The organism is Brevibacterium oceani (assembly GCF_013623835.1).
Classification (GTDB): Bacteria; Actinomycetota; Actinomycetes; order Actinomycetales; family Brevibacteriaceae; genus Brevibacterium; species Brevibacterium oceani.
This window is the reverse complement of sequence record NZ_JABKDE010000015.1, coordinates 268-21,693: the sequence shown is the minus strand read 5'-3', so window position 1 is coordinate 21,693 and position 21,426 is coordinate 268. Positions and strand designations below refer to the sequence as shown.

Below are 21,426 nucleotides of genomic sequence, written 5' to 3'. Positions count from 1 at the left end.
GTATGAGCACAGAGACGAAGCCACAGCCTGGAACGTTCGGCAATATCTCTAAGCCTGGTCGTTCGGGGATTCTCGGACTCCCGCTAGGAGTTTCTTTCGCCGGTGTTCCTTTCATCATCATCATTGTGCTCATGATGACCCGCCAGTGGTTCTGGCAAGCGCTGATTGTGGCGCTCGTGGGCATCGTGTCCGCAGTACTTATGGTTGTGACCCGCAAACACGGGCGATCACTCTATGGACGGAGAATGTTGAAAATCGCACAACGTCGCAAAGAGAAAGCAGGCAAGCATGTCTATTTGGCTGGCCCTGCTGGCAAGACGCGAGATGGGCGTTGTCGCCTGCCGGGCCTACTGGCCCCCTCAGAGCTGAGCGAGCACACAGACGCATACGACAACCCATTCGGCCTCATCCGAGTCGTCGGGCAGGGCGTGAAGAACTACTCGATCGTGCTCATTGCCCACGCGGACGGTGACGAGCTGCAGGCCAAAGAACGTGTGGACTCCATGGTCGCGCACTGGGGAGCATGGTTGGCGCAACGAGGAACGGACGAGGGCGTGCGGGGTGCCCAGGTCACAGTCGAGATTGCACCCGATTCCGGTCTGAGGCTTCGTCGGATGATGCGGCGGAATCATGTCGATTCTGCTCCCGAGTTTTCTTCTCAGGTCGCAGAAGCGATCGAGTCTGAGTACTCGCATGGATCCCCGCAGATCTCGACATACATTTCCGTGACCTTTGACGGGCGCGCGATCGACGGGTCCGGCAAAGACCGGGGCACGGCCGATATGGCCGAAGAGATCGGCAACCGCCTCGGAATGATCATCAGTGGCCTCTCAGACACCGGTGCCGGCACCGCGGTGCGCGCAGCCACGGCCCAAGACATCATCGACTACACGCGCACTGCCTATGACCCAACAGTATCGACCCAGATCGAAGAGGCCCGCGCCGACAGTGGAACGGGCCTAGACTGGGAGGATGCGGGGCCGACGTTCGCTCTCGATGCGTTCGATCACTACCGTCACGATCGGGCGTTCTCAAAGTCGTGGACGATGTATGAGGGCCCGCGCGGCCTGTTCTACAAAGAGTCCCTGCGGCGGGCAATGGAGCCACCGAAGGACGGGATGTTGCGCAAGCGCATTACGATGCTCTACCGGCCCATTCCCTCTGATAAAACCACGAACGTCGTCGAGCAGGACATCAACGATGCTCAGTTCGCCGGCTCTCAGCAGCGGCGTCCGACCGCGCGGGCGCAGATGCGTCGAGCCGCGGCCAAGAAGTCTGCCGATGAAGAGGCCGCCGGTGCTGGTGTGACACGGTTCGGGATGATCGTGACCGTCAGCTGCGCGGACACCAGTCGGTTCAAGCAGCTCGAGAAGCGCATTCCCGGTCTGCTCACTCCTGCGAGGTTGAAGATCCGCGAGGCTCTGGGCAACCAGGCGGTGACGTTCCAGGCGGGTCTGCCTCTGGGCCTGGTGGTTCCCGACCACATGATGCTGCCGGACCAGCTACGGGATTGGATGTGATGAGATCATGATGCGTCAGATGATGAGCCGAAGCGACAAGAACAAGGTAGACGCGGCCCACGACGACCTGAAACTGACTCTCTCCCGGCGAGAGCTGCGTGCCATGAACCGACAGGCAGCGAAAGAGCAGAGGAACGCCGACAAGACCGCGGGCCCGATACAGCAGTGGCTGAACAATGTTCGCGACGCCCGATCGACAACTCGTGAGAGGCCCGGCCCGCGCGGGTGGAACACAGCCGGCGGCGGGCATGTGAACTACATCGAAGCCCCGGTCGAGTACCAGGGCACCTCGGTGCAGGTGTGTGGGCTGTGGCCATTCATCGCCGGCTCGTCCAACCCGGTCGTGGGTGCGCCACTGGGCTACCACCTCGAGCGGCAGACGATTGTGTGTGCCGATCCGATCTTCTGGTTCCTCGCGAACCTCATCCTCAACCCCTCCGGGTTCGTTCTCGGCCGGCCCGGTCTCGGGAAGTCCTCGCTCATGCGGCGCATGGTCACGATCCTCGCGGCCTGGGGTGTCATCCCCATGGTGCTCTCGGATACGAAGCCTGACTATGCCGAGCTGATCGAGGCCATGGATGGGCAGGTCATTAAGATGGCACGCGGGCGTGGCCATCGGAATCCGTTGGATCTTGGCCCGGTCATCACTCGTCTGCGTGGAATCGAGGATCCCGATCGCCGTCGGCAGGCTCTCGAAGAAATGCGTGGCCGTCGGTTGACCACGATTTCGGGACTCCTGGAACTCGTCCTCGACCGCAAGCTGAAAGCGCACGAGAGCACGATCCTCTCAGAGACTCTGCGCCAGCTCGATCCAGACTTCACCACGACGCGACGCGTCGACGAGCTGCGCGACTACATTGCCTCCCGTCCGGCCGCACTGCGGTCGATCGCTCTGGCCACAGATAGCGATGAGAAGTACGACGAGCGTGTTGGTGGGTTGCTCGATGGTCTCATTGCCTTGTCGGCCAACGGGCAGTTCGGTGATCTGTTCTCGGAACACACCGATGAACACATCGAGACCGGTCGGCCCATGTGCTTCGACATTTCCGGCATTGATGACGCTGACGCGAAGCTCGGCGCAGCGGTGCAGTCGGTGTGCTGGGCACACGGATCCGCGGTTGTCTCGGCCGAGAAGCACCTGGCTGATGCCGAAGGCCGAGAACAGACTCACTACCTGCTCATCATGGATGAGCTGTGGAGGATGCTCAAAGCCGCCGAGGTCATGGTCCACTTCCTTGACTCGCTGACCCGCCTGAACCGTCAGCGTGGTCTGGCGCAGATGATGTGCACTCACACGATGAGCGACTTGAAGCTGTCCTCTCCGCACCTGACGGAGATCGCGTGGGGCTTCGTGGAGCGTTCCGCTCAAGTCTTCCTCGGTGGTCTCGCCGAGCGCGAGATGGGCAACCTCGAGGAGGTGTTCGCGATGACGGCCAAGGAGAAGTCGATGATCACCGACTGGTCGGCGGAGGCCATGATCAACCCCGACACAGGAACCGCTGCCGAACCGCCCGGGTTGGGGAAGTTCCTGCTCAAGATCGGTAAGAAACCGGGAGTTCCGTTCCGGACGGTGATGACGAGCGTGGAGATGGATAGCGGTGTTGGTGATACCAACAAGGCGTGGAGAAAGGCGGCCTGACCATGGCGCAGCAAGCAGGGCGAAAGAACCAGCCACTCGATGGTGACACCGGGTGGATGATCATCGGGGCACTGATCGCCCTGCTAGCCGTGCTCTTCGGCATGTACTGCGTGTCAGTGATGGTCGACCCCACGATTCGAGAGACCGCCGGCTCCGCGAACCCGTTCGCCGTGGGCATCGGCCAAGCCACTGGGGACGTACCGGTCACCGGGCTGCAGATTCTCGTGTTCCTCGCCCAGTTGCTCGTTCTCGCTGCTGTGGCTGGTCTGATCGTGTTCGCGTGGAAGAAGAACCGCCACACCAGCAGCCGCGTTGACGACCGGGCCCGGGACATGACCCGGATCAAGGACGTCGACGAGCTCACCGAGAAGCAGGCGTCAAAAGACGCCGAACGCCTCGGGGCCACTGGCGCGAGCCTGGGGGTTCCGTTGGGCAAGCTGGTCAACAACATGAAGCCGTTGTTCGCATCGTGGGAGTGGGTACAAATCTGGATCATGGGACCACGCGCCGGCAAGACCTCGTGTGTGTGCGTGCCCCAGATCCTCGAGACCGAAGGCCCAGCACTGGCCACCTCGAACAAGCGCGACATCGTCGACCTCACACGCGGGCCGAGGTCGCTCAAAGGCACTGTGTGGGTCCACGATGTGCAGGGCATTATCGGTGAAGAACCCTCCTGGTTCTGGAACCCGCTCACGTTCGTCCGCGACATGGAGACCGCCGAGAAAATGGCTGACGTCTTCCGCACCTCGGCCACGGCCAAGGATGCACGCGAGGACGCCTATTTCGGGCCCACAGCGAAGACTGCCCTGTCGCGCTACATCTACGCCTGCGCGCTCGGTGAGCGGCCGATCACGGACGTGTACCGGTGGGTCAACGATGAGAAGGACTTCACGGCTGAGCGGATCCTCCGCGAGGCCGGCCAGGGCTCGATCGCCCAAGCCTTGGAGAAGGACCAGATGGTCACTGAGAAACAGCGTGACGGTGTGTATGGACAGATTCGCACCTGGGTGGGAATCCTCGGCAACCCGAAGGTTGCCGCGTGGGTGCGCCCGAACGCGCGCAAACGTCCCGAGCTCGACCTCGAGAGGTTCGTGGCCTCCACGGACACGCTTTATCTCATCTCCCGCGAGGGCGGCGGCAGCGCCCGTGCAATCACCGCGGCCCTCGTCATGGCTCTACTCACGACGGCCGAAGAGATCGCGGCCCGTCAGCGAGGCGGGCGGCTATCGACACCGTTGATGGCAGTTCTCGACGAAGCGGCGAACGTCGTGCGCTGGCACGAACTGCCCGACGTGTACTCGCACTACGGGTCACGCGGCATCGTGGTCTCCACGTTCTTCCAGTCCTACTCCCAAGGCATCGAAGCCTACGGGGAGTCAGGCATGAACAAACTCTGGTCGGCCGCGAACGTGCGTGTGGCCGGCAGTGGTCTGTCCGAAGATAAGTTCCTGCCGTTCCTGGCCTCGCTGATTGGCGATCGCGACGTGACGAAGCGGACGACGTCGACGCAGCGGGGAGGCAGGTCGACGACCACCTCGATTCAGCGAGAGCGGATCTTCGATACTTCCGATATTGCGCAGCTGCCACGGGGGCGGGCAATCATGACTGCCTCTGGTAACCCGGCGCTGCTGCTGGCGCTGCAGCACTTCTCGACGAAACCGTATGGCGATGACGCGAAAGCCTCGCAGGAGTACTACGAGTCAGTGATTGGAGAGACCACCCATGGATGAAGCCGACTTCGCCGAGTCCCTCGAGGGCGAGGAATCAACCGAACCGGAGACCGTGTACGACAACGTGGGCGAATGGGTCACAGACTGGCTGTTGCCCTCGTACTCGCGGCCACTCGATGACGTGGCGAAGTTCCGGTGGGATCCACAATGGTGGCGCTATTCAGAAGTGGTGATGCGCCTCGAGGCGCTGTGGATCTCGTGGGAGAAGATGCGCCTCGAGGGCGGGCCGGCGATCGTGGTGTTCTTCCGCGACTACCTCGACCCCATGATGCGCACCATCATGGATCCCGACGGGCCTTTCCACACGTACAACCCGCACAAAGAAGATCGAGATGGTCCGCGGGAACACCTGCCTGAACCCTTGCCTCACTCAGAGATGCCTTCCGGGCTGATGGAGCTGCTCTAGACGCGATGCTGGTGGAATTCAACGAATGGGTATCAGCCCAGGGAGGGTGGGTAGCCCTTGCTGGGCTCGCAGTGACCGCTGGGCCTTTGGCCTGGCGTGCAATCGTTCGGTGGTGGGCACCGATTCCCGTAAGTCGTCGTAAGCGTGCGTGGGAGCTGCTGACTCGCTTGGGAAAGACGGATCCGCCCGCACGTGTTGAAGCTCATCGCGGCACCTTCGTCGATAGTGTGCAGCGTCTGGCTATTCGTGAAGAGGCGTTCGACGCAGTGCGCCGTAGATTCGGACTGTTTCTCGCGGCCTGCTTAATCGTGTATCCGCTCGGAGCAGCGTTAATGTTGGCTTTGGCTAACGATCCGAAGATCGCTGGAAGTAGAGAGCAGTTCGCATACTTCGGGTACTTGGTTCTTCTGATGACACCGATCGGAGCGTTCGGCGGGTTCCTCGACGCGCGCTGGAACAAGAAGGCGTTGGCCACCATTGATGAAATCTTGGTCGCCCAGTCGGTAGGGAATGACGTTCTCGCGCGACTGCTAATTAACCCTGCCGAGGCCATCTCTCATCAGTGTGTGCATGCGGACCGCAAAGATCTGATGAACGGAACGTTCAAACAGTATCTAGAACGAAGGGGCTCTGGAATCCGTCGCTTCACCCGGTCAGTGTGGGGCCGCGCAGTGCGGGGGCCAGAGCGCGCTCATCGGTTGCGAGTCTTGATCAAACGCGATCTGATTCTGCGTGCGAGCAGAACCGCGTGGCAGAACCGAAACAAGTGACAGCTAGCCGGACCACCTGCAGTTTTACCGTTAGAATGCAGTCACTTACTAAGGTGCGGATCTGCCCGCAAACGGTTGCAAAGGAGCTGCCATATGAGTTGGCAAGACATCTATCGTGAGCATGAACTGTGGGACGTGACTGCGGAAACTCTCGCTGTTCTAGAAGAGCTTGATTCTCCTTCCGATGAAGTGGCTCAACTTAAGGCATTACTCACCCGCATCGGTGCTTTCCGAAAGAAGCCTGACCCGACATTAACTGTGCACGCGTTGAACATCGTCCTGCAGAAGGTGCGAGACATTGAGGGACAGACTCCGGACGTGGATCGAATTTTTGCAGCAAATTCAGGCCGCTCCGACCGCGCGAGCTTAATGGACGAACTGGCTCGGAGCGTGCGCTCATGGCCGGATTCAGCCCGCGCTCGCATAGATTCACTCTCCAGCGAGGTCGAGCACGCTGAAGCAGCTGCCACCTCATTAGGCGAACGTGTCATCGAGGCCGAGAATGAAACCCGCGAGAAGATCGAGAAATATCGGCAAACGGCGTACGAGACCATCGATTCAACCTTGGACCAACTCCGGGCTGCGCAGGAAGACATTCGAAAGGAATCCGCAGAAGTGGTGGAATCTTCGCGGAAGACCGCCGCCGAGGCCGCTGATGAGTTCCGCGCTGATATTCAGAGCCTACGCGAGCAGACTGCGGGGGTTGAAGACACAGTTGAGAAGCAAAAAACTCGTCTGGACGACGCGCTGAATACAATCCAGGAGAAATTCGACAAGGAGGCAACCAGCCGCGATCAAGCTTGGGACCAACACGTCAAAGAACGGGAGAAGAAAGCCGAGGGCCTCTTCTCCAGCCTCGAACAAACCAATAAGGAAGCCCAAGGTATTCTTTCCGCGTTGAGTAAAGACTCCACGTCGTCGTACTACAGCTCATATGCGAATGTCCAAGCTGGGAAGGCTGACTTTTGGCGCAACTTGGCTGTGGGCGCGTTCGGTCTTGCCGCCATCATCTTCGTCGGCATGACCGTAATGTCATTTGCCGGCTTGGGCGCAGATTTGTCCTGGTGGGAGGTCGTCGGCCAGAAGGTTGCAGCTCCAGGCGGGTTCGCGGCCGTGGGTGCCTTTTGCGCACGTGAATCAGGGCAACATCGTAAACAGGAGCGAGCGGCTCGTGAGAACGAACTGATTCTCACGGCGGTCCATCCGTTCATCGTGCATCTTCCCGAGGAGATGCAGGAGGCCATTCAAATGGAGACGGCTCGAAGGCTGTTCGTTAAACCCATCGAAAAAGATGCATCCCCCGGGAAAGAGTAGAACAAGGTCAGCGCTGGTGAACCTGCTCGCGTGCAGCGTTCTGCTTCTGCCCTGCGGCCTTGCGCGGGGTGGCTTTGGAGTCCATGGACTGCTTCACGTAGTCCTTGCCTGGTCCGGGGACGTTCTTCAGCGCCTGGCCACGTGCGTGCGCGGCCTGGGGATCCTTCTTGGCGACACCCGCGAGGTGCTTATCCATCGCCTGCTGATGGTCTGACTCCGGCAACGCTTGTGCAGCCCGGGTCAGATTTTCCCCTTCCGACTTCTGCGCCATGGCCGCATCATCTTTCGCCACCTCAGCTTCAGTGTCATAAGTACGCTCCGGAACCTCAGAGGCCTCAGCCTGGGCCTTCGCGTGCTCGATGCGCCCGTCCCGTTCTGGTGAGTCCTCGATGCCCCTATCAGCCTCACCAGACAGGGTCTCGCGCTGCTCGTCAGTCAATGAGTCGAGATACGTCTCCACGGGCATCTTCGCGGCGTCTGCTTCGTTGGTGGCCGCGGTGAGGAGATGGTCGGAATACTTCTGTTCCTCAGCCGGTATCGAGTTCTCCACATCCTGCTTCGACTTCGCCGCCGCGAGGTCCGCCTCTTCGGCTTCCTCACGGAGCCGGCCTGCAGCGTTGTGGTCATCGAGGGCGGCCAGGAGGGCGTTGTGGCGTTCGGTGCCGTTCCCGGACCCGTTCATGATCGCCTCGAGGTTGATGCCGTGCTTATCGCGCAGCACGTCCGATGCCGTCATGTACGCGGCATCAGCTTGCGGGTGTTTGCCCGCGAGCTCCTGAGACACCGATACCAGGTCAGCAACTCTCTTGTTGGTGGCGTGGTTCCAGAACATCGGTGACTGCACGTCGCGCTGGACTGCGCTGGCGACCTTCTCGTTGCGCTGGAACGTCTCGCGCGCTGCCACTTGCTGTTCCCCTGCGGTCTTCTCAGCCTGGCGTTCCTGCTGTTGCTTGCGCCGTTCCATGCCTTCCCGGACCTGCATGCTGCCCATCATCGCGGTGCGCAGGACGCGAGTGAAACCCTCGGCGACCTCGGATTCGTCTTCGTTCATGTTGATACTCATGGTGCTCATCCTTCCCTATCTCTCGCGGCCTTGATCATGTCCACGATCTCGCCCCGGTGGCTGGTACGGCTTCGGTGTTACGGGTGGTGCCTGCCCGGTGCTCGGTGTTGGTTTGTTCCCGCGTTGGGCCCGCAACAGTGACTGCATCCGATCCAGCTCCTGCTGGGTCATGCCACTGCCACCACCAGACGCCGGCACCCCAGTGCCCTGTGTCTGAGACTCCGTCGCCGCCATGGCTTCACGTCTGGCGGCACCGCGTGCCGCTGCCTCATCGAGGCGGGTCTGGGCTTCGGCGACGACCATGGCCCCGAGTGCGACACTCGTCGCCGCCAGCTGGGGGCGATCGCCACCGAACTGGGTGTCAGCCATGACCCGAGACAGCCTGGCTGCTTGCATGAGGATGGCGTTCCACCCTTCCGAGGCGTTCTTCGATCCGGCGCGGTTGATCTGTCGGGCCATGTATCCATAGGCCGGCGGATTCGCAGCGACCTGTGCGTGTGTCTCACTCATCTGCGCCAATGGTCCCGGCTTGTCGATCTCGTACTTCATCGACCCAGCCGCGAAGATCTTCGCGAGATCGGCGTGCGTGACCCGGCCTTCCTGCACACGTTCGCGTAGACCCTGATCCATCGCCCCCATACGTGGGCTCGAGGAGGCACGGGCTGACCGATGGTGTTCTTGCCACACACCCAGAGCCTGCGGGTCACCATTCGAATAGGTACCCAGAGTCTCGCGGACCTTCGGTAGTGACAGTGACTTATCGAGCTTCGAGGGTGCGTAGAAGATCGGTGCCCGGTCGCTGCCCTCTGGTGACGGCAGGGCCACACTGTAGCCGGTGACTTCGTTCGTGCGACCCTCAGCGAAACGGGGACGGATGATCACACCCGCCTCATACACACGGGCCACGAAGTTCGCCTCGGACTTGGACCCAGCCAGAGCGGCACGGAGTCGGCGGCGCAGCTCGATCTTCTCAACCCACGGCGCCTGCTCACGCTCAGCCCGGCGCTTCTCTCCTGGCTTCTCGGCCGAGAGAACCTGCCCGGTCTCGCGGCCCTCAGTGATTGCCAGGCCGTGTTCCTTCTCCAACTCGCCGCAGATCTTCTGGGCGCGTTTGAAGTCGTTGTGAGTCCGCGCCTTCGACCCGTCCTCGGTGACCATTTGCGCCACGAAGTGGATGTGGTCATTACCGTTCTTCGACGCACCATGGTGGATGGCCACCCACCGGGAGGACTTCGCCCCATCGGGGTCGACGAAGCCCATGCGGGTTGCGAACTCGTTCGCGATCGTCTCCCACCCGGCATCAGTCAGCTGACCTTCATCGGCTCGCAGTGACAGGGAGCAGTGCCACACGTGTGAGTCCTTCCGACCCACCGTCTCCCGCTTACCCGTTTCCTCGTTCCACTCCTTCACCGGAGAGGTCACCTTCGTCCCGAATGCCTTTCTCGGCTGGTCGAGAGTCCGGGCAATATCGAGGGCATCATCGTGGGAGAGCTCCACACCAGCGTCAACCATCACGGCCACGTGATCGGACCCTGCCACGATGTGCGGGTTCGTGTGCTCGTTCGCCCGCCCCGGACCGGCCAGGTACATGATGAGTCCGGGCATCTTCCCGCCACGGGTGATGTTGGGCATCATGCTTCTTCAGCCTCCGCAGCGAACAAGGTGACAACCTCGTCGACGGCGCTGATCTTCTCCCGCACAGCGGCCAGAGTCGCACGCAGATCAGTGTCGACTTCACCCTCCGCGTTGAGCAGCTTCGCCATCTGGTTGACGTTGTTACCGATCCGGGCGAGTTGTTCGCGCAGCTGGAACAAAGCGAAAATGTTCTCGCGTCGTTCAGTCTCCGTCTGGTAGCCGCCGGCCTTTAAGCCGGCCTCGACCAGGAACGCCGGCACCGTCCGTCCGGCACGCTCGGCGGCCACGACGAGCTGCCCATCCTGGACGGGAGTCAATGTCACCTCACGGCGCACCTGCCGGCCGCCGGTCACGTTTGCTTGGCGCTTGCGCTCTGACATTGACTTCACCTCCCTGGCCTAGTGCAACGACACACTTTCAGTGTGACAGCGGCCCAAGCGCAGCGCAAGGGTCCGAGCTACTTATCCCGGGATAAGTGTATAGCTCGCTCCGCCTGGGGCACCTTTCGGTGGTGAGGCGGAGCTTTCGCTCAGCCGGGTAAATCGAGGATTCGGTCTTCCGGATTCCGTTGAAACGATTCTGACCACATGAGACACTGGGATCATTGAGCAAACACCGAAGGAGTTGATCATGAGCACCGACACGACTGATCCGTTGGCAGTCGCCGAAGCAATGATGAAAGAACGCCGCGACACGGTGAAGTCGTTGGCGAAGCTCGGTGACGAGAAAGCGACACTGCAGACGAAGATCAGCGAGATCGAGCAGCAGGAATCGGACGCGTACGAACTGGCATTGGCCTCCGGTTGGTCGCAATCGGAGTTGAAGAAGATGGGCTTCACTCGCAAGAGTGGTCCCCGCAAGTCCAAGACCAAGTCGGACACCTCGGCGTCGGTGACACCGATCGACGGTCAAGAAGTGTCGGCGTAGACGACACCCTCACACCACGAAGGCCCGCACCAGTTGGTGCGGGCCTTCGTGGTGCCGAATCACTTCGGCAGCCCGATCAGTTTGTCGGGCCGGTGCCCTGACCAAGCGTCATCAGGAGTAATGACGACGGGAGCTTCGAAGAAGCCTCGGGCCTTCGCCTCGTCGACGAGACCGGGCTCGTCATCGAAGCTACGGTAGGTGATCGTCACGTCCCGACCGGCGAGAACTCGTTCGGTGGTTCGGCACCTTGGGCAGTTCGTTTTGGTCCAGAATTCGATGTTCATGATGTCCTCCTGTGCTTCAAAGTGGGTGATTGCACGAAGCGCCCGGAGGTAGGCGTGCCGGTGGTGTCACCGAGGGAACCCGACGGAGACGAAAAGTTTTCTCTAGCGAGGAACGAGCGTGAAGGAGAAAAGTTCTCGGCGTAGGAGGGCACCCAGTGCCGACATTGACACCACCGGCACGCCTACCTCAGCATCGTGGAAGAAATCACCCGCAGCACAGGAGTCTCAGCCACATCAAGACCAAGACAGCCGCAGCGTAAACACCACAACTACGGGAACTAGGCGGAACGTTTCTTCTTCCCCACCTCGGGATTCGGTTCGATCTCGCCACGCAACAAACGGCTCACCGCTGACGGACTCACACGCACAACTTTCGCGATCTGCCGGACCGTCCACTGCTCTGCGCGAAGCTTACGAATGTGCTCGGCAGCCTCCGGACTGATGTTGGACTTTCGGCCACCGTGCCGACCATTGGCCCGCGCGGCCTCCAGGCCGGCCTGGGTGCGCTCAACGATGAGCGCACGCTCAAACTCCGCCAGAGCGGCGAAGATCTGGAACACGAGATTGCCTGCCGGCGTCGTCGTATCGACCGGATCAGTCACCGACTTAAACGCCACTCCCCTGGTCTTAAACATCTCGATCGTCTCGATCAGATGCTGAGTCGACCGACCCAACCGGTCGAGCTTCCACACGACAACTTCATCACCCTCGGTGATCGTCTCCAGAAGTCGATCAAGAGCGGGACGGGTCTTCGTCGACCCGGAAATATGATCGACGAACATGTGGTCATCATCAATCCCTAACGCGCGCAGCGCGTCAAACTGCAACCCCGGATTCTGATCCACCGTGGACACCCGAACGTAACCATAGGCCGTCACCAAGCCACTCCCTCTCGTAACAATCTGCCGCCTGGATTCGCTTCGCTAGAATCCAGTTGCCCTCACAAGAAAAACTACCGCGGACAGTCACGGGGCAACCGATCCACTCAAGTTGCACATGCCCGTGAACTATCCGCGTGATAGCTGTCCTTACCCCCAGTTGGGACGACTCTTCATCGATCAGCAGCAGTGAGGTGCTGATCGTCACCAATCGGATCTGGTTTCGCGTTGCACCCCGGAATCATGGCCACGAGAGAACCCACCCGCCGCGTCTGCAGCGCTGCCCCCGGACTGCGTACGGGCATTCAAACCAGACTTCACCCCACCCGGCGGCCGATTCTTCATCGCCTGACCAAGAGCACCCAAGGCCTGATCATCTGGACGCGACTGCCCAAAAGCTCGTCGCTCCTCGCCGCGTGACTCTCGATCAACACGTTCGACATGCGTCTCGAACGCATCCGAAATCTCCTGGGTCACCTGGCTCGCCGGCACTGGTCCACGGCCCTCAACCTCGTTGCGACTCGTGGCGTTGTAGGAGCCGAGACTCCACTGACCATCCGGAGTGAAATTCGCTTTGAACACAGACCCAAGATCCTCACGCCCCGTCGCAACACTAATGTGCCGCCCATCGGCGACCGCGGCTGCCCGGAACGCGTCGAGAACGTGCTCAGCAGCAACCGAACCATCAACATTGAGCAGAAGCGGCGCATCATTGTCTGCACACAGACCACCATCAGCATTGAACACCGAATGATGCTTCGGCGGCATCCACGCAAGATCATTCTGCTCGTGGAGCACAGTCTCGAGCGCCTGCGTCAACGTCGAGTGCACCGACTGCCACCCACCATGATCGAGGTACACGCCACCTGGACCACCCGCAGCAACCGGGGAATGCTCCAACGGTGTGCGCTGCCCATAGAACCCATGCGGCCGGTTAAGAGTGAACTGCTCGACCGTCACCGACCCACCCATCGGAGACTCCTGCTCGTCAATACCCTCGTCGAAGGCCTCCACATCCTCCGGGGGCAGGAACCGCAGAGAATGAGTCAACGGAGTCTCGGTGGCAGCGTCGTTGTCATACTCCTGAGTCAGCTCAGCGGCATAACCATACTCCACGGCTTCTTGCGCCAAGCCACGGTGAGCTGTCCAGTCCCCCACCGGAAGCTCATCGGCCTCGAGCTCAAAAATATGAAGAGTCCTCGGACTGATCATGATCGTGCTCCTAACGTTCAATGCCTTGATCGGTTGAGCGTTGCTGTGGTGGTCGATACGCCGACGACGATGGCGTCTCCGGCGTGGCCGGCGCCGCCGAGTTGGCGGAGCCGGGAGCATGGTTCTTCCGAGCGTGAGTGATCGCTTCGACAGCTTGAGCATCATCGACACTGCCGGCGGCCGCCGAGGACTGCCCACCACGTGTGCTCTCACGATCTTGTGTCGGGGTTTCAGCGATCGCGGACGCACGCTCCGACTGGGTCGAGTACCATAACCCGCGCGTCGACGTCTCGAGCGCTTTCGTCTGCTCGGCTTCCAGGAAGTCCGCGGTGTAGGGGATGTTGAACTCGACCTCACCGCGGCGCGGTGACACGATCACACCTCGATTGATCAGACTGTCGCGGAACACACCAGCATGAGACGTCGGGACACCCATTTGGTCGGCCACCGTCGCAGTCTTCACCGGCCCGCCGCTGGTACCCATCGCCGCCACATACTCCCGCTCACGTTCCGGCAGGTTCGCCAGCGTCGGTTCGTGGATCTGGCGAAACATTGTCTCCGTCGCCGACGCTGCCGCCTCACGCACATGATCAAGCGTGATCTCTTCCGCCGATCCCGCCGCCCGCCATGAATTGTCACCGATCAGCTGCACCAGGTACGGGTAGTTCGACGACGACTCCACAGCCGCCGACAACGCTTCATCACCAATATGCTTACCGGCCGCCTCGATCGGAGCTCGTAGACCCGCAGCGGCACCCTCGGGCGAGAGGTTGCCAAGGTTGACCCTCTCGGCACGGCGGAGGAACGTCGAGACATCATCGTTGACGAGACCGTTGATCGTCTCTGGCAATCCGGCAGCCGCGAATGCGAATGGTGCACCGTCAGCGACGGCAGTGGAGAGAGCATCAGTGACTTCCTGCAGCTCTTCCAAGTGCGACCGGTGCACTTCATCCAAGGTCAGCAACAGCCCCGTCCCGTGCTCATCAAGGATCTCGAGAGTGCGCATGAGCTGATGGTGGAAATCCGGCTTCACCGGAGCCGTGTTCTCCGTCTCCGTATCCACACTGCCACCGAACCCCAACGCCGAGAAGCTGCCGCCCTTGACACGGGTGCGCGTCGTATTCGCGGTATCCAGCTGCGTAAGAGCCTCCGGCAGGCGAGCAGTCGTGAGCCGATCGACAAAGCCGGCAGTGGCCCGTGCACTCACCGTCAGCCACTGCCTGGAATCCGCGACGTCGCGGAAGACGCGAAGCATCACCGACTTGCCCACACCACGAGTGCCGGTCACCAGGGTTGCCCTCCCCCGCGCACCAGGTCCACTATCAAGGGCATAAGCGAAGTCGTTGATCAGACTCTGCCGGTCAGCCAGCAACGGCGGGATCGCACCGAACGTCGGCGTAAACGGTGACTTCTTGGCAGACTCGTCAGGCACCGGCGGGATCTCAAACGGAAGACTCATCAACAATCACTCCCTGAAACTCATGAATACTGTTTATACAAGTTTATAGAGTTTATAGAGGTTTATAAAGTGAATTATTTCTGTTGCCCATGGCCGGCCACCTCTGGCCGCGCGCTGCATCTGCTCGTCGCTAGACATCGGCGGGTCGGAGTTCACCGAATCGGCTCTCCCATAAATCACGGACTCGGCCTTCGAGAGACAGTTCCGGCCACACAGCAATGAGTAACTTCCTGTTCAATAGCCGAGTTTGGACTTCAGCAGTACCCTCTGAAAGCAGCGCCTGATAGGCCATACGCAGCCCACCCGGATCGCCGACGTCGACGTCCCCATCGGACTGCCATCGAACCCACCGAGGAAGACTGATGAGACCTCGTGCAGGCCCACGCAACTCGTCGAGGCTCGCCACGACATCGTATGGCTTCAAATCTCTGAACCGGACACGTTGCCGATGCCTATCCACGCTCACACTGCCCGCCTCCCCGGTGGTCACCGATAACACATTTTCGGAATCTCAAACACGGTTTATAGCAGTTTATAGAGTTTATAGAGCCCTTTTTGACGCATCTATCGTTCCATCCCGCGGTCGGTTGAACGTTGCTGTGGTGGCCGGTAACGTGTCGCCGCCGCTTCTGGCGGCGTGTATCCGTGCCGCCGACGGGCCCCGACAACGCGATTTTTCGCTGCCTGGTCGATCACCTCGGCCGCTTGTGGATCCACCTCCCGCAAAGCCTCCAATCGAGCCTCACGACTGTCACCACCACCAGTGTGATTCTCCTGCACTCGGTCCACAGTGATCCGGTCAAACACCGCGAAGAGGTTCTGTGGCTGTGGCTGCCATTGCGTATCCGCCGCCGGCATCGACAACATTGAGGCAGTATTCCACTGGTCCGGTGTCACTCTCGAAAACTCGAACTTCCACGGTGTCGACTCCGCGAACTGATTGAGAACAACTTTCATGGTCCGCCCGTTGCCCTCCCGGAACGGATGGGCGTAGTTCCATCGGGACGTCGCTTCGCAGGCCGCGGTAACGAATGCCTCGCGGTCCCCTCCGCTCTCCAAATACTGCTTGAAGTAGTCCCCTGCCTCAGACAGTGTTAACGCGATCTGGTCATACGGGGCGAAGTCGATGAGTCCGTCGCTGAGGGGCACCTGCCGGCACTCCCCCGCCCACTCATAGAACCCTTCGAACAATGCCCCATGCACTGCCCGCGCATGATCAACGTCGAAAGTCGCAGGGACCGAGATTTCACCGGATCTCAGATCGAAGAACCTCTGCTCGACGTGCGAATACTCCGCCCGCTTCCACTCCTCAAAGTCAGTGATTCCCGGAATGTTAGACAGAACCCGCCGGTCTTCGTAGGAGAAGTACGAATCCCAGCGGGCCTGCTCCTCGGGCGTGAGTGGCGACATGCGTCAGAGGGAGCGGGACGGCGGCAGTCCCTCGAGGCGGCGGTACTCTGCTCTGGACAGATCCCCCCGGACAAGGGCAGCCAAGCGAGCAGTGTGTTCACGCTCCGGTTCCCGCCCCTCATGCCAGCTCGACGCAACGGTCTCCACGACATCGCTCACCTGACTTGCAGTCATGCCCTCGAAAATTTCCGGCCATTTCGCCTCGAGGTCAAGCGCCTTCGCTGGGGCGTGGGTTATTGCCATGATCGACACCCTCTCTCAACGGTTCTACCTGTTAGTACTATTAGTACTATTAGTACTATTTTACCGCCGATGTGCCGAAATAGACAGCGGAAACGCGAATACGGGACAGTCCATTCGGGACACTAATTTCGGCACAGAACAGTCGCCCTCGCGCATAGTGTCCCGTAGACGTTCGTTTCCGGCGCGGCTTGCGTGGGCTCAGTCTTGCAGGAGAAAATCGCGTAGCTCGCAGGTCCATTGCGCGAAGGCGTCTAGGTGAGCATCGTGGGATGCGTTGATGAGGTCGCCCCGCTTAACGTTTTTCCCGCGAGCTACGAACTCTGTCTTTTGCTCTTCGGTGAACATGCCGTCGTCCGCGTAGAGCACGAGCGTCGGCGCGATGACACTTTCCCATTCGGACCATCGCGGCTCAGCAACTGCTGAGATCGTACGGACCATCGTGTCGGCATCGAACCGTGGATAGAAGCCGTCTTCGCGCTCCTCCAGATCGGCGATCCATGCTTGCTCAAGGGGGCCATCGCCGAGGTATTCTCGTGCTCTTTGCCGAGTAACAAAGGGCGCTTCCCAAGACCGGAAGTAGTTACCGAGAGCTTCGTGTTCCTCTGCCGAGCCACTGCCCTCGTTGCCTTCGAGTAGAACGAGACGACGAACCATCTGTGGGTATGCGGCGGCAACGAGCATTGCGGTGTGTGCTCCCATCGACTGGCCGACAAGGTCCACCGTTTGCACCTCTTCTGCCTCGGCAACTCGGGCCACGTCACTCACGAACGCTTCACGCGAAACGTCTTCGGGCTCAGTCGTGCTGAGACCGTGCCCCCGTTGATCGATCAGAACCACTTTTCGAGGAGAAAGTGCACGGGCTGTCGGAATCATCTCGCGGCCACTGCCAGCCAATCCGTGCAGGATTACAACCGCCGGTTCTGCGCCGTCGCAAACCAGATATGAGATCTTCGTGCCGTCCGAGGCTGCCACTGATCGTCGTTGCTCATCCATCCGTCAAAGATACAAGCGAGCTGCGGGACAGCACTCACGACCTCACTGATCAACCTGGGCCCTCGCCGTAATCGATCGTTTACGGCCGACCGCGCACAACGGTCGACATGCAAAACAGCGGCGAACTCCGACACACAGTTGTCGCAGCGAGCGGCGAGACTCAACTCATGACAAAAAACAATGACATCTAGGACGGCAGAGGCACACTATACATGGGCATTATTCGCTATCATCATTCGCATCCGCCGAAGGAGACTGCGGGTTGCCCGTATCATCTGGCGGATCAGTCGGTTTGGGGTCTTGGGTAGTAGGCGCCGAGGGAGTCTCTGGCGGCGCCGGGCTCTCTGGCGCAGACGGGGCAGGGCCGTCACTCAAGGTGGGGTCAGGATCCGCGGGACTTGTCGAGACTGGATGTGATGGCTCGCTCGTTGACGTTGAAGCTGGCCTATCGGGGTGAGATTGCGACGGGGTACTGGCATCTGTCGGCGGAGCCGTCGCTGAACCCCTGCTGTTCTTTTCAGACGCATGCTCCTCCGCCGGCTCCTGGTGGTTAGTCGTCGCATCATCGGACGGCGTAGCCCCCGATTCGTTCCCAGTGCTCGAGTCGGCACCTGTGCCGCGTTTCTCAATATGAGACGATTCGGACGATGAAGAGGACTCTCCAATGGGCGTTCCTGCCGGGCTCATAGGCGCTTGAGACGTGTTCCACGGAGAAAAGATCAGTCCGATCACGCATGTGCATAAAGCAGCTCCTGCAATCGATACAGCCACCAGGGCGGGGCCAGGCACGCCCCTGCGAGTTCGGCCCGCAGTTGCACTGTCCAACCTCACATGACTCGCCTGGACCGTGTGGTCTTCACGCTCGTCACCAGCAGGTTCTTCTTTGTGAGTCGGGGTGGAGGCGGTGGCTGTCATATTTGCCCCAGCGCTCGTGCCGAGCGTCGGCCCTCCGGTAATCAAATCTACGTGTTGCTCGAGGAGAGTTGGGGAACTGAGGACGATGTGGATAAGACCAGTTCCCAGATTTGCGCGCATGACATCAGCCCTGCCTGATAAACTCGTTGAGCGCGCTTGCTCTGCAAGGCTTAGACCGCCAGGAGTACGACGGCCCTCATGTCCGACTCGGGAACGCCGACGCTGAGAAAGCTCCCGTGTAGCGCGTCGCGCTAATCGCTCGACCTGACGGGTTTCGTTCCCGAGTTGCGACGCGACCCTAGCCACAGGCAATCCTTCAACATGCTTAAGCCACAGGATTCGTTGCCAGTGATTAGGCAGTGAAGCAAAAGCCTCGGCCAGGTTTTGAGTATTCCCTACATGGCTCGTCGAATGGCCCCACCCCTGATCAGCCACTAAGTAAGCGTCGTCGTCTTCAACGCAGCTCTCACCTGTTGCGACCTCGCCAGCGACTCTGTCTACGAGGTCCAAGACATCGCCGGCGGCGAGTTTTTCCGTACCAGCGATGAGAACCTTCAACACAACGAGGAATGCTGAAGCCGTGACATGTTGAGCCTGGTGCCGCGCAAGGTAGTCGAATCTCTCGGCAACGCGGCTTTGGACGTCACTGGCGTGGCGGACGTAGAAGGTGGTGAATGCGCCGGTTGTCCCTGCGTTGATCAGGATGAGAAGCTCATCGTCGGTAAGGGCGAGGGTGTGGGGACGCGGGGCGTGTGCAAACGGTTCGTGAAAGTCGGTCATTGTTTCTGGAATCCAAACGTCGTCGCTTACGACCCTTGAGGTTGGGTGACTTCATCAGGGTCCGGGGCCGAAACGTCTGTTTCGACGTCGAACTCATCGATGACGATGGTGGCGTCCACATCGTCGGCACGACTGACGAGCGTCGCAGTGCTGATATCTCCTCCTGCAGGAAGATCAAGAAGGGTTGATCTGCCTTCCTCTCCGAGCATGTATCGGATCGATTCACTGTCTTTGACCTCGACTTCACCTTCCACGGTCACTTCTCCTGTGCTCATTGATTCCACGGTGGAGACTAGCCGGTCGTAATCGTAGGTTTTTGCGATCTGGTCCCCCTGTGCGGCTTGGAAGACTACGTACTTTCCAAGGGCAGGCGTTGCGTCGTAGCCGAATGACTCCCAGTACTCTTCCGGGCCTTTGATCCAGAGGAGCCCTGAGGTTCTGATCAGTTCGATGCTGAGGTCTAGAGAACCAGAGTCGATTGAGGCCGCACCTTTGAAAGCGTCCTTCTGACGGTCGAAGGTGAAATCAGTTGTCTGTGTACCGTCGTCAGCATCAACGGTCCCGGTTGCGTGGTAAGAGCGAAGTGACTTCAGGTCATCTTTGAAAGTCGAGAACCGTTCCATTGCTAATTTTTCGCCGGCATCATCGAGTGGCTTGACGGGCGCGTCAGCGCTTCCAGAAGAGCTACAGGCGCCAAGCGTCAGCGCGAGTGCGGTGATGGTCGCGGTCAGCGTGAGGCGCTTCATTTCTTCTCCTCTGCGATGAGTTTGGTGATATCGACCCCACACTCTTCATCAACTGCGTCGGATTGGCTCCTGTAGGTTTCGTTCGCAGTCTGTGTTGCTTCGGACAAGAGCAGAAGAAAGTCCGTGTTCGAAACTTGACCACCGCTGCTTTTAAAAAGGTCGGTCGCTTCGTTGTAGCCGTTACTGACCCTCTTCCATTCTTTGGCGGTCTTCGTATCGGGTGCAAGCTCTCCGATTCGTGAAGTCCCTGTGACTAAGAGGTCGAGTCTTGTACCCATCTGGTTGACTGTCGTTTCCTCATCGTCTTTGCTGGCTTCATCACTCAACTTCACCAGGCCGTTGATGGCATCACAGTAGGTATCAGCTTGTGATGGATCAGTATAGGTCGGTGTAGCTGGTGACGAAGGCGGCTGTTCGGTTTGAGTGGGTACATCAATGTCGGCATCTGTGGGTGCCGGCGATGAGTCCGCGGTAGGTCGTTGGTTGGCCTGACAACCAGTCAAAAAGATGGCGGAGACGGCTACGGTGGCGAGGAGTCGTTTGATTGATGCGAGCTTCATAAGTTCTTCCCCTCGAACGAGAGTCTGGCGTGGCTTGTTCGTGCGCAGTTCAGTGCAGCGCAGGAACACATTCGTGGTGGGAGCAAGTAGTTCTCACTACTTGCTCCCACCACGCTAATGTGTGATTTGTCTACTGGCTGCGCAGTCTCAGATCGAGCTGCGTCGGCGGGTGAAGTAGACAGCTGCCGCACCAGCGGCCAGCAGTGCTACACCAACTCCGATCAACGGCACCGAGGCGTCGGAACCAGTTCGCGGAAGGTTCCCACCAGCGTTGTTATCATCGCTATCACCCGAGGCGTTTGCCGAGGCGCCAGAGCCATTGGCACTGCCATTGTCTGAACCACTGTTATCAGCGCTTCCGGATGCGGAGTTATCGGCTTCCGAGGAGGCTGAGGCCGAAGAGTCGGCAGTAGCTGCCGACGATGCAGCCGCTTCGGAATCAGCGTCGGCAGCAGCCGACGCGTCAGCGTTCGTCGAAGCCGAATTGTCAGCGTTGGCGGCAGCGTTCGCTGCCTGCTGGGCCGAAGCGTTCGCCTCCGAGGTGGCATCGGCCGATGTCTCCGAGGATGCATTCTCGTTGGCCGCCGACTGCGCGGCAGCTTCGGCGTTGTCGTTCGCACTGGCTGAAGTCGAGTTGTTTCCGTCGTCATCAGCAGCAGCCTGAGCAGCAGCCTGGGCAGCCGGGTTCGAGTCGTCATCGGCATTTGCCGAGGCGGAGGCCGAGGCGGCAGCGTTCACATTCTCGTTGCCGTTATCGTCGGCCGATCCCGCGGCGTTGTCATCAGCGGTAGCCGAGTCATCAGCAGTCGCGGTGTCGGTTCCGTTGTCATCAGCGGTAGCCGAGTCATCAGCAGTCGCGGTGTCGGTTCCGTTGTCATCAGCGGTAGCCGAGTCATCAGCAGTCGCGGTGTCGGTTCCGTTGTCATCAGCGGTAGCCGAGTC

20 protein-coding genes are annotated in these 21,426 nt (G+C 60.1%); 7 read left to right on the top strand and 13 right to left on the bottom strand.

The features are described from left to right. Positions 1-2: 2 nt before the first annotated feature. The 6 genes from HK401_RS20125 to HK401_RS20100 all read left to right on the top strand — a co-directional run bounded on the left by HK401_RS20125 (position 3) and on the right by HK401_RS20100 (position 7,379). Positions 3-1,520 (top strand): SCO6880 family protein, encoded by a 1,518-nt coding sequence (locus tag HK401_RS20125; RefSeq protein ID WP_181276461.1) that lies wholly within the window; start codon positions 3-5, stop codon positions 1,518-1,520. 7 nt (positions 1,521-1,527) lie between these two features. Continuing rightward, complete coding sequence (locus HK401_RS20120) at positions 1,528-3,159, top strand: putative type IV secretion/conjugal transfer ATPase (protein WP_181276460.1); 1,632 nt, start codon at positions 1,528-1,530, stop codon at positions 3,157-3,159. A gap of 2 nt (positions 3,160-3,161) precedes the next feature. After that, positions 3,162-4,889: a type IV secretory system conjugative DNA transfer family protein gene (locus tag HK401_RS20115; RefSeq protein ID WP_181276459.1), complete on the top strand. Its 1,728-nt coding sequence runs from the start codon at positions 3,162-3,164 to the stop codon at positions 4,887-4,889. After that, positions 4,882-5,295, top strand: coding sequence for a DUF4913 domain-containing protein (locus HK401_RS20110; RefSeq protein WP_181276458.1), 414 nt, complete (start codon positions 4,882-4,884; stop codon positions 5,293-5,295). The genes HK401_RS20115 and HK401_RS20110 overlap by 8 nt, the downstream gene beginning before the upstream one ends. A gap of 167 nt (positions 5,296-5,462) precedes the next feature. Next, entirely contained in the window at positions 5,463-6,065 is a 603-nt protein-coding gene (locus HK401_RS20105; protein WP_181276457.1) for a hypothetical protein, read from the top strand. 93 nt (positions 6,066-6,158) lie between these two features. Next, a complete protein-coding gene (locus tag HK401_RS20100) occupies positions 6,159-7,379 on the top strand; it encodes a hypothetical protein (protein ID WP_181276456.1) in 1,221 nt (406 codons plus the stop codon). 7 nt (positions 7,380-7,386) lie between these two features. On the opposite strand, the gene HK401_RS20095 is transcribed toward HK401_RS20100, so the two are convergent. Genes HK401_RS20095 through HK401_RS20085 form a run of 3 tightly spaced genes read right to left on the bottom strand, consistent with a single transcriptional unit; the run spans position 7,387 to position 10,457 of the window. Next, positions 7,387-8,442, bottom strand: a complete 1,056-nt coding sequence (locus HK401_RS20095; protein WP_181276455.1) for a hypothetical protein — start codon at positions 8,440-8,442, stop codon at positions 7,387-7,389. A gap of 15 nt (positions 8,443-8,457) precedes the next feature. Next, positions 8,458-10,074 carry a relaxase/mobilization nuclease domain-containing protein gene (locus HK401_RS20090; protein ID WP_181276454.1) on the bottom strand — a complete coding sequence of 539 codons (1,617 nt, stop codon included), beginning with the start codon at positions 10,072-10,074 and terminating at the stop codon, positions 8,458-8,460. Further along, a complete protein-coding gene (locus HK401_RS20085; protein ID WP_181276453.1) occupies positions 10,074-10,457 on the bottom strand; it encodes a MobC family plasmid mobilization relaxosome protein in 384 nt (127 codons plus the stop codon). Before HK401_RS20085 ends, HK401_RS20090 begins: the two co-directional genes overlap by 1 nt. 250 nt (positions 10,458-10,707) lie before the next feature. Between HK401_RS20085 and HK401_RS20080 the strand changes: the two genes are divergently transcribed. Next, positions 10,708-11,004 (top strand): hypothetical protein, encoded by a 297-nt coding sequence (locus HK401_RS20080; protein ID WP_181276452.1) that lies wholly within the window; start codon positions 10,708-10,710, stop codon positions 11,002-11,004. A gap of 59 nt (positions 11,005-11,063) precedes the next feature. Here HK401_RS20080 and HK401_RS20075 read toward each other — a convergent pair whose 3' ends face one another. The 10 genes from HK401_RS20075 to HK401_RS20030 form a co-directional block, all read right to left on the bottom strand. Continuing rightward, positions 11,064-11,288 (bottom strand): glutaredoxin domain-containing protein, encoded by a 225-nt coding sequence (locus tag HK401_RS20075; RefSeq protein WP_181276451.1) that lies wholly within the window; start codon positions 11,286-11,288, stop codon positions 11,064-11,066. 278 nt (positions 11,289-11,566) lie between these two features. Then, positions 11,567-12,166 carry a recombinase family protein gene (locus HK401_RS20070; protein ID WP_309136061.1) on the bottom strand — a complete coding sequence of 200 codons (600 nt, stop codon included), beginning with the start codon at positions 12,164-12,166 and terminating at the stop codon, positions 11,567-11,569. A gap of 204 nt (positions 12,167-12,370) precedes the next feature. Next, positions 12,371-13,378, bottom strand: coding sequence for a hypothetical protein (locus tag HK401_RS20065; protein WP_181276450.1), 1,008 nt, complete (start codon positions 13,376-13,378; stop codon positions 12,371-12,373). A gap of 10 nt (positions 13,379-13,388) precedes the next feature. Then, the gene (locus HK401_RS20060) at positions 13,389-14,837 is read right to left on the bottom strand and encodes an ATP-binding protein (RefSeq protein WP_181276487.1); all 1,449 of its coding nucleotides are present in this window, start codon (positions 14,835-14,837) and stop codon (positions 13,389-13,391) included. Positions 14,838-15,401: 564 nt separating this feature from the next. Next, positions 15,402-16,247 carry a Fic/DOC family protein gene (locus HK401_RS20055; RefSeq protein ID WP_181276449.1) on the bottom strand — a complete coding sequence of 282 codons (846 nt, stop codon included), beginning with the start codon at positions 16,245-16,247 and terminating at the stop codon, positions 15,402-15,404. A 3-nt stretch (positions 16,248-16,250) separates the two neighbouring features. Further along, positions 16,251-16,421, bottom strand: coding sequence for an antitoxin VbhA family protein (locus HK401_RS20050; RefSeq protein ID WP_258234376.1), 171 nt, complete (start codon positions 16,419-16,421; stop codon positions 16,251-16,253). A gap of 267 nt (positions 16,422-16,688) precedes the next feature. Continuing rightward, positions 16,689-17,483, bottom strand: coding sequence for an alpha/beta fold hydrolase (locus HK401_RS20045; protein ID WP_181276448.1), 795 nt, complete (start codon positions 17,481-17,483; stop codon positions 16,689-16,691). 1,721 nt (positions 17,484-19,204) lie between these two features. After that, positions 19,205-19,924 carry a hypothetical protein gene (locus HK401_RS20040; protein WP_181276447.1) on the bottom strand — a complete coding sequence of 240 codons (720 nt, stop codon included), beginning with the start codon at positions 19,922-19,924 and terminating at the stop codon, positions 19,205-19,207. After that, positions 19,921-20,484, bottom strand: a complete 564-nt coding sequence (locus HK401_RS20035) for a hypothetical protein (protein WP_181276446.1) — start codon at positions 20,482-20,484, stop codon at positions 19,921-19,923. The genes HK401_RS20040 and HK401_RS20035 overlap by 4 nt, the downstream gene beginning before the upstream one ends. 147 nt (positions 20,485-20,631) lie before the next feature. Next, positions 20,632-21,426, bottom strand: a 795-nt coding sequence (locus tag HK401_RS20030) for an LAVTG motif-containing sortase-dependent surface protein (protein ID WP_181276445.1), incomplete at its 5' end; no start/stop codon positions are given.

Coding starts and splice junctions, on each gene's coding strand:
- HK401_RS20075 (WP_181276451.1), bottom strand. CDS start 11,288: ATGAACATCGAATTCTGGACCAAAACGAACTGCCCAAGGTGCCGAACC.
- HK401_RS20110 (WP_181276458.1), top strand. CDS start 4,882: ATGGATGAAGCCGACTTCGCCGAGTCCCTCGAGGGCGAGGAATCAACC.
- HK401_RS20045 (WP_181276448.1), bottom strand. CDS start 17,483: ATGGATGAGCAACGACGATCAGTGGCAGCCTCGGACGGCACGAAGATC.
- HK401_RS20120 (WP_181276460.1), top strand. CDS start 1,528: ATGATGCGTCAGATGATGAGCCGAAGCGACAAGAACAAGGTAGACGCG.
- HK401_RS20060 (WP_181276487.1), bottom strand. CDS start 14,837: ATGAGTCTTCCGTTTGAGATCCCGCCGGTGCCTGACGAGTCTGCCAAG.
- HK401_RS20115 (WP_181276459.1), top strand. CDS start 3,162: ATGGCGCAGCAAGCAGGGCGAAAGAACCAGCCACTCGATGGTGACACC.
- HK401_RS20040 (WP_181276447.1), bottom strand. CDS start 19,924: ATGAAGCGCCTCACGCTGACCGCGACCATCACCGCACTCGCGCTGACG.
- HK401_RS20080 (WP_181276452.1), top strand. CDS start 10,708: ATGAGCACCGACACGACTGATCCGTTGGCAGTCGCCGAAGCAATGATG.
- HK401_RS20085 (WP_181276453.1), bottom strand. CDS start 10,457: ATGTCAGAGCGCAAGCGCCAAGCAAACGTGACCGGCGGCCGGCAGGTG.
- HK401_RS20100 (WP_181276456.1), top strand. CDS start 6,159: ATGAGTTGGCAAGACATCTATCGTGAGCATGAACTGTGGGACGTGACT.
- HK401_RS20125 (WP_181276461.1), top strand. CDS start 3: ATGAGCACAGAGACGAAGCCACAGCCTGGAACGTTCGGCAATATCTCT.
- HK401_RS20050 (WP_258234376.1), bottom strand. CDS start 16,421: ATGACTGCAAGTCAGGTGAGCGATGTCGTGGAGACCGTTGCGTCGAGC.
- HK401_RS20095 (WP_181276455.1), bottom strand. CDS start 8,442: ATGAGTATCAACATGAACGAAGACGAATCCGAGGTCGCCGAGGGTTTC.
- HK401_RS20065 (WP_181276450.1), bottom strand. CDS start 13,378: ATGATCAGTCCGAGGACTCTTCATATTTTTGAGCTCGAGGCCGATGAG.
- HK401_RS20090 (WP_181276454.1), bottom strand. CDS start 10,074: ATGCCCAACATCACCCGTGGCGGGAAGATGCCCGGACTCATCATGTAC.
- HK401_RS20035 (WP_181276446.1), bottom strand. CDS start 20,484: ATGAAGCTCGCATCAATCAAACGACTCCTCGCCACCGTAGCCGTCTCC.
- HK401_RS20055 (WP_181276449.1), bottom strand. CDS start 16,247: ATGTCGCCACTCACGCCCGAGGAGCAGGCCCGCTGGGATTCGTACTTC.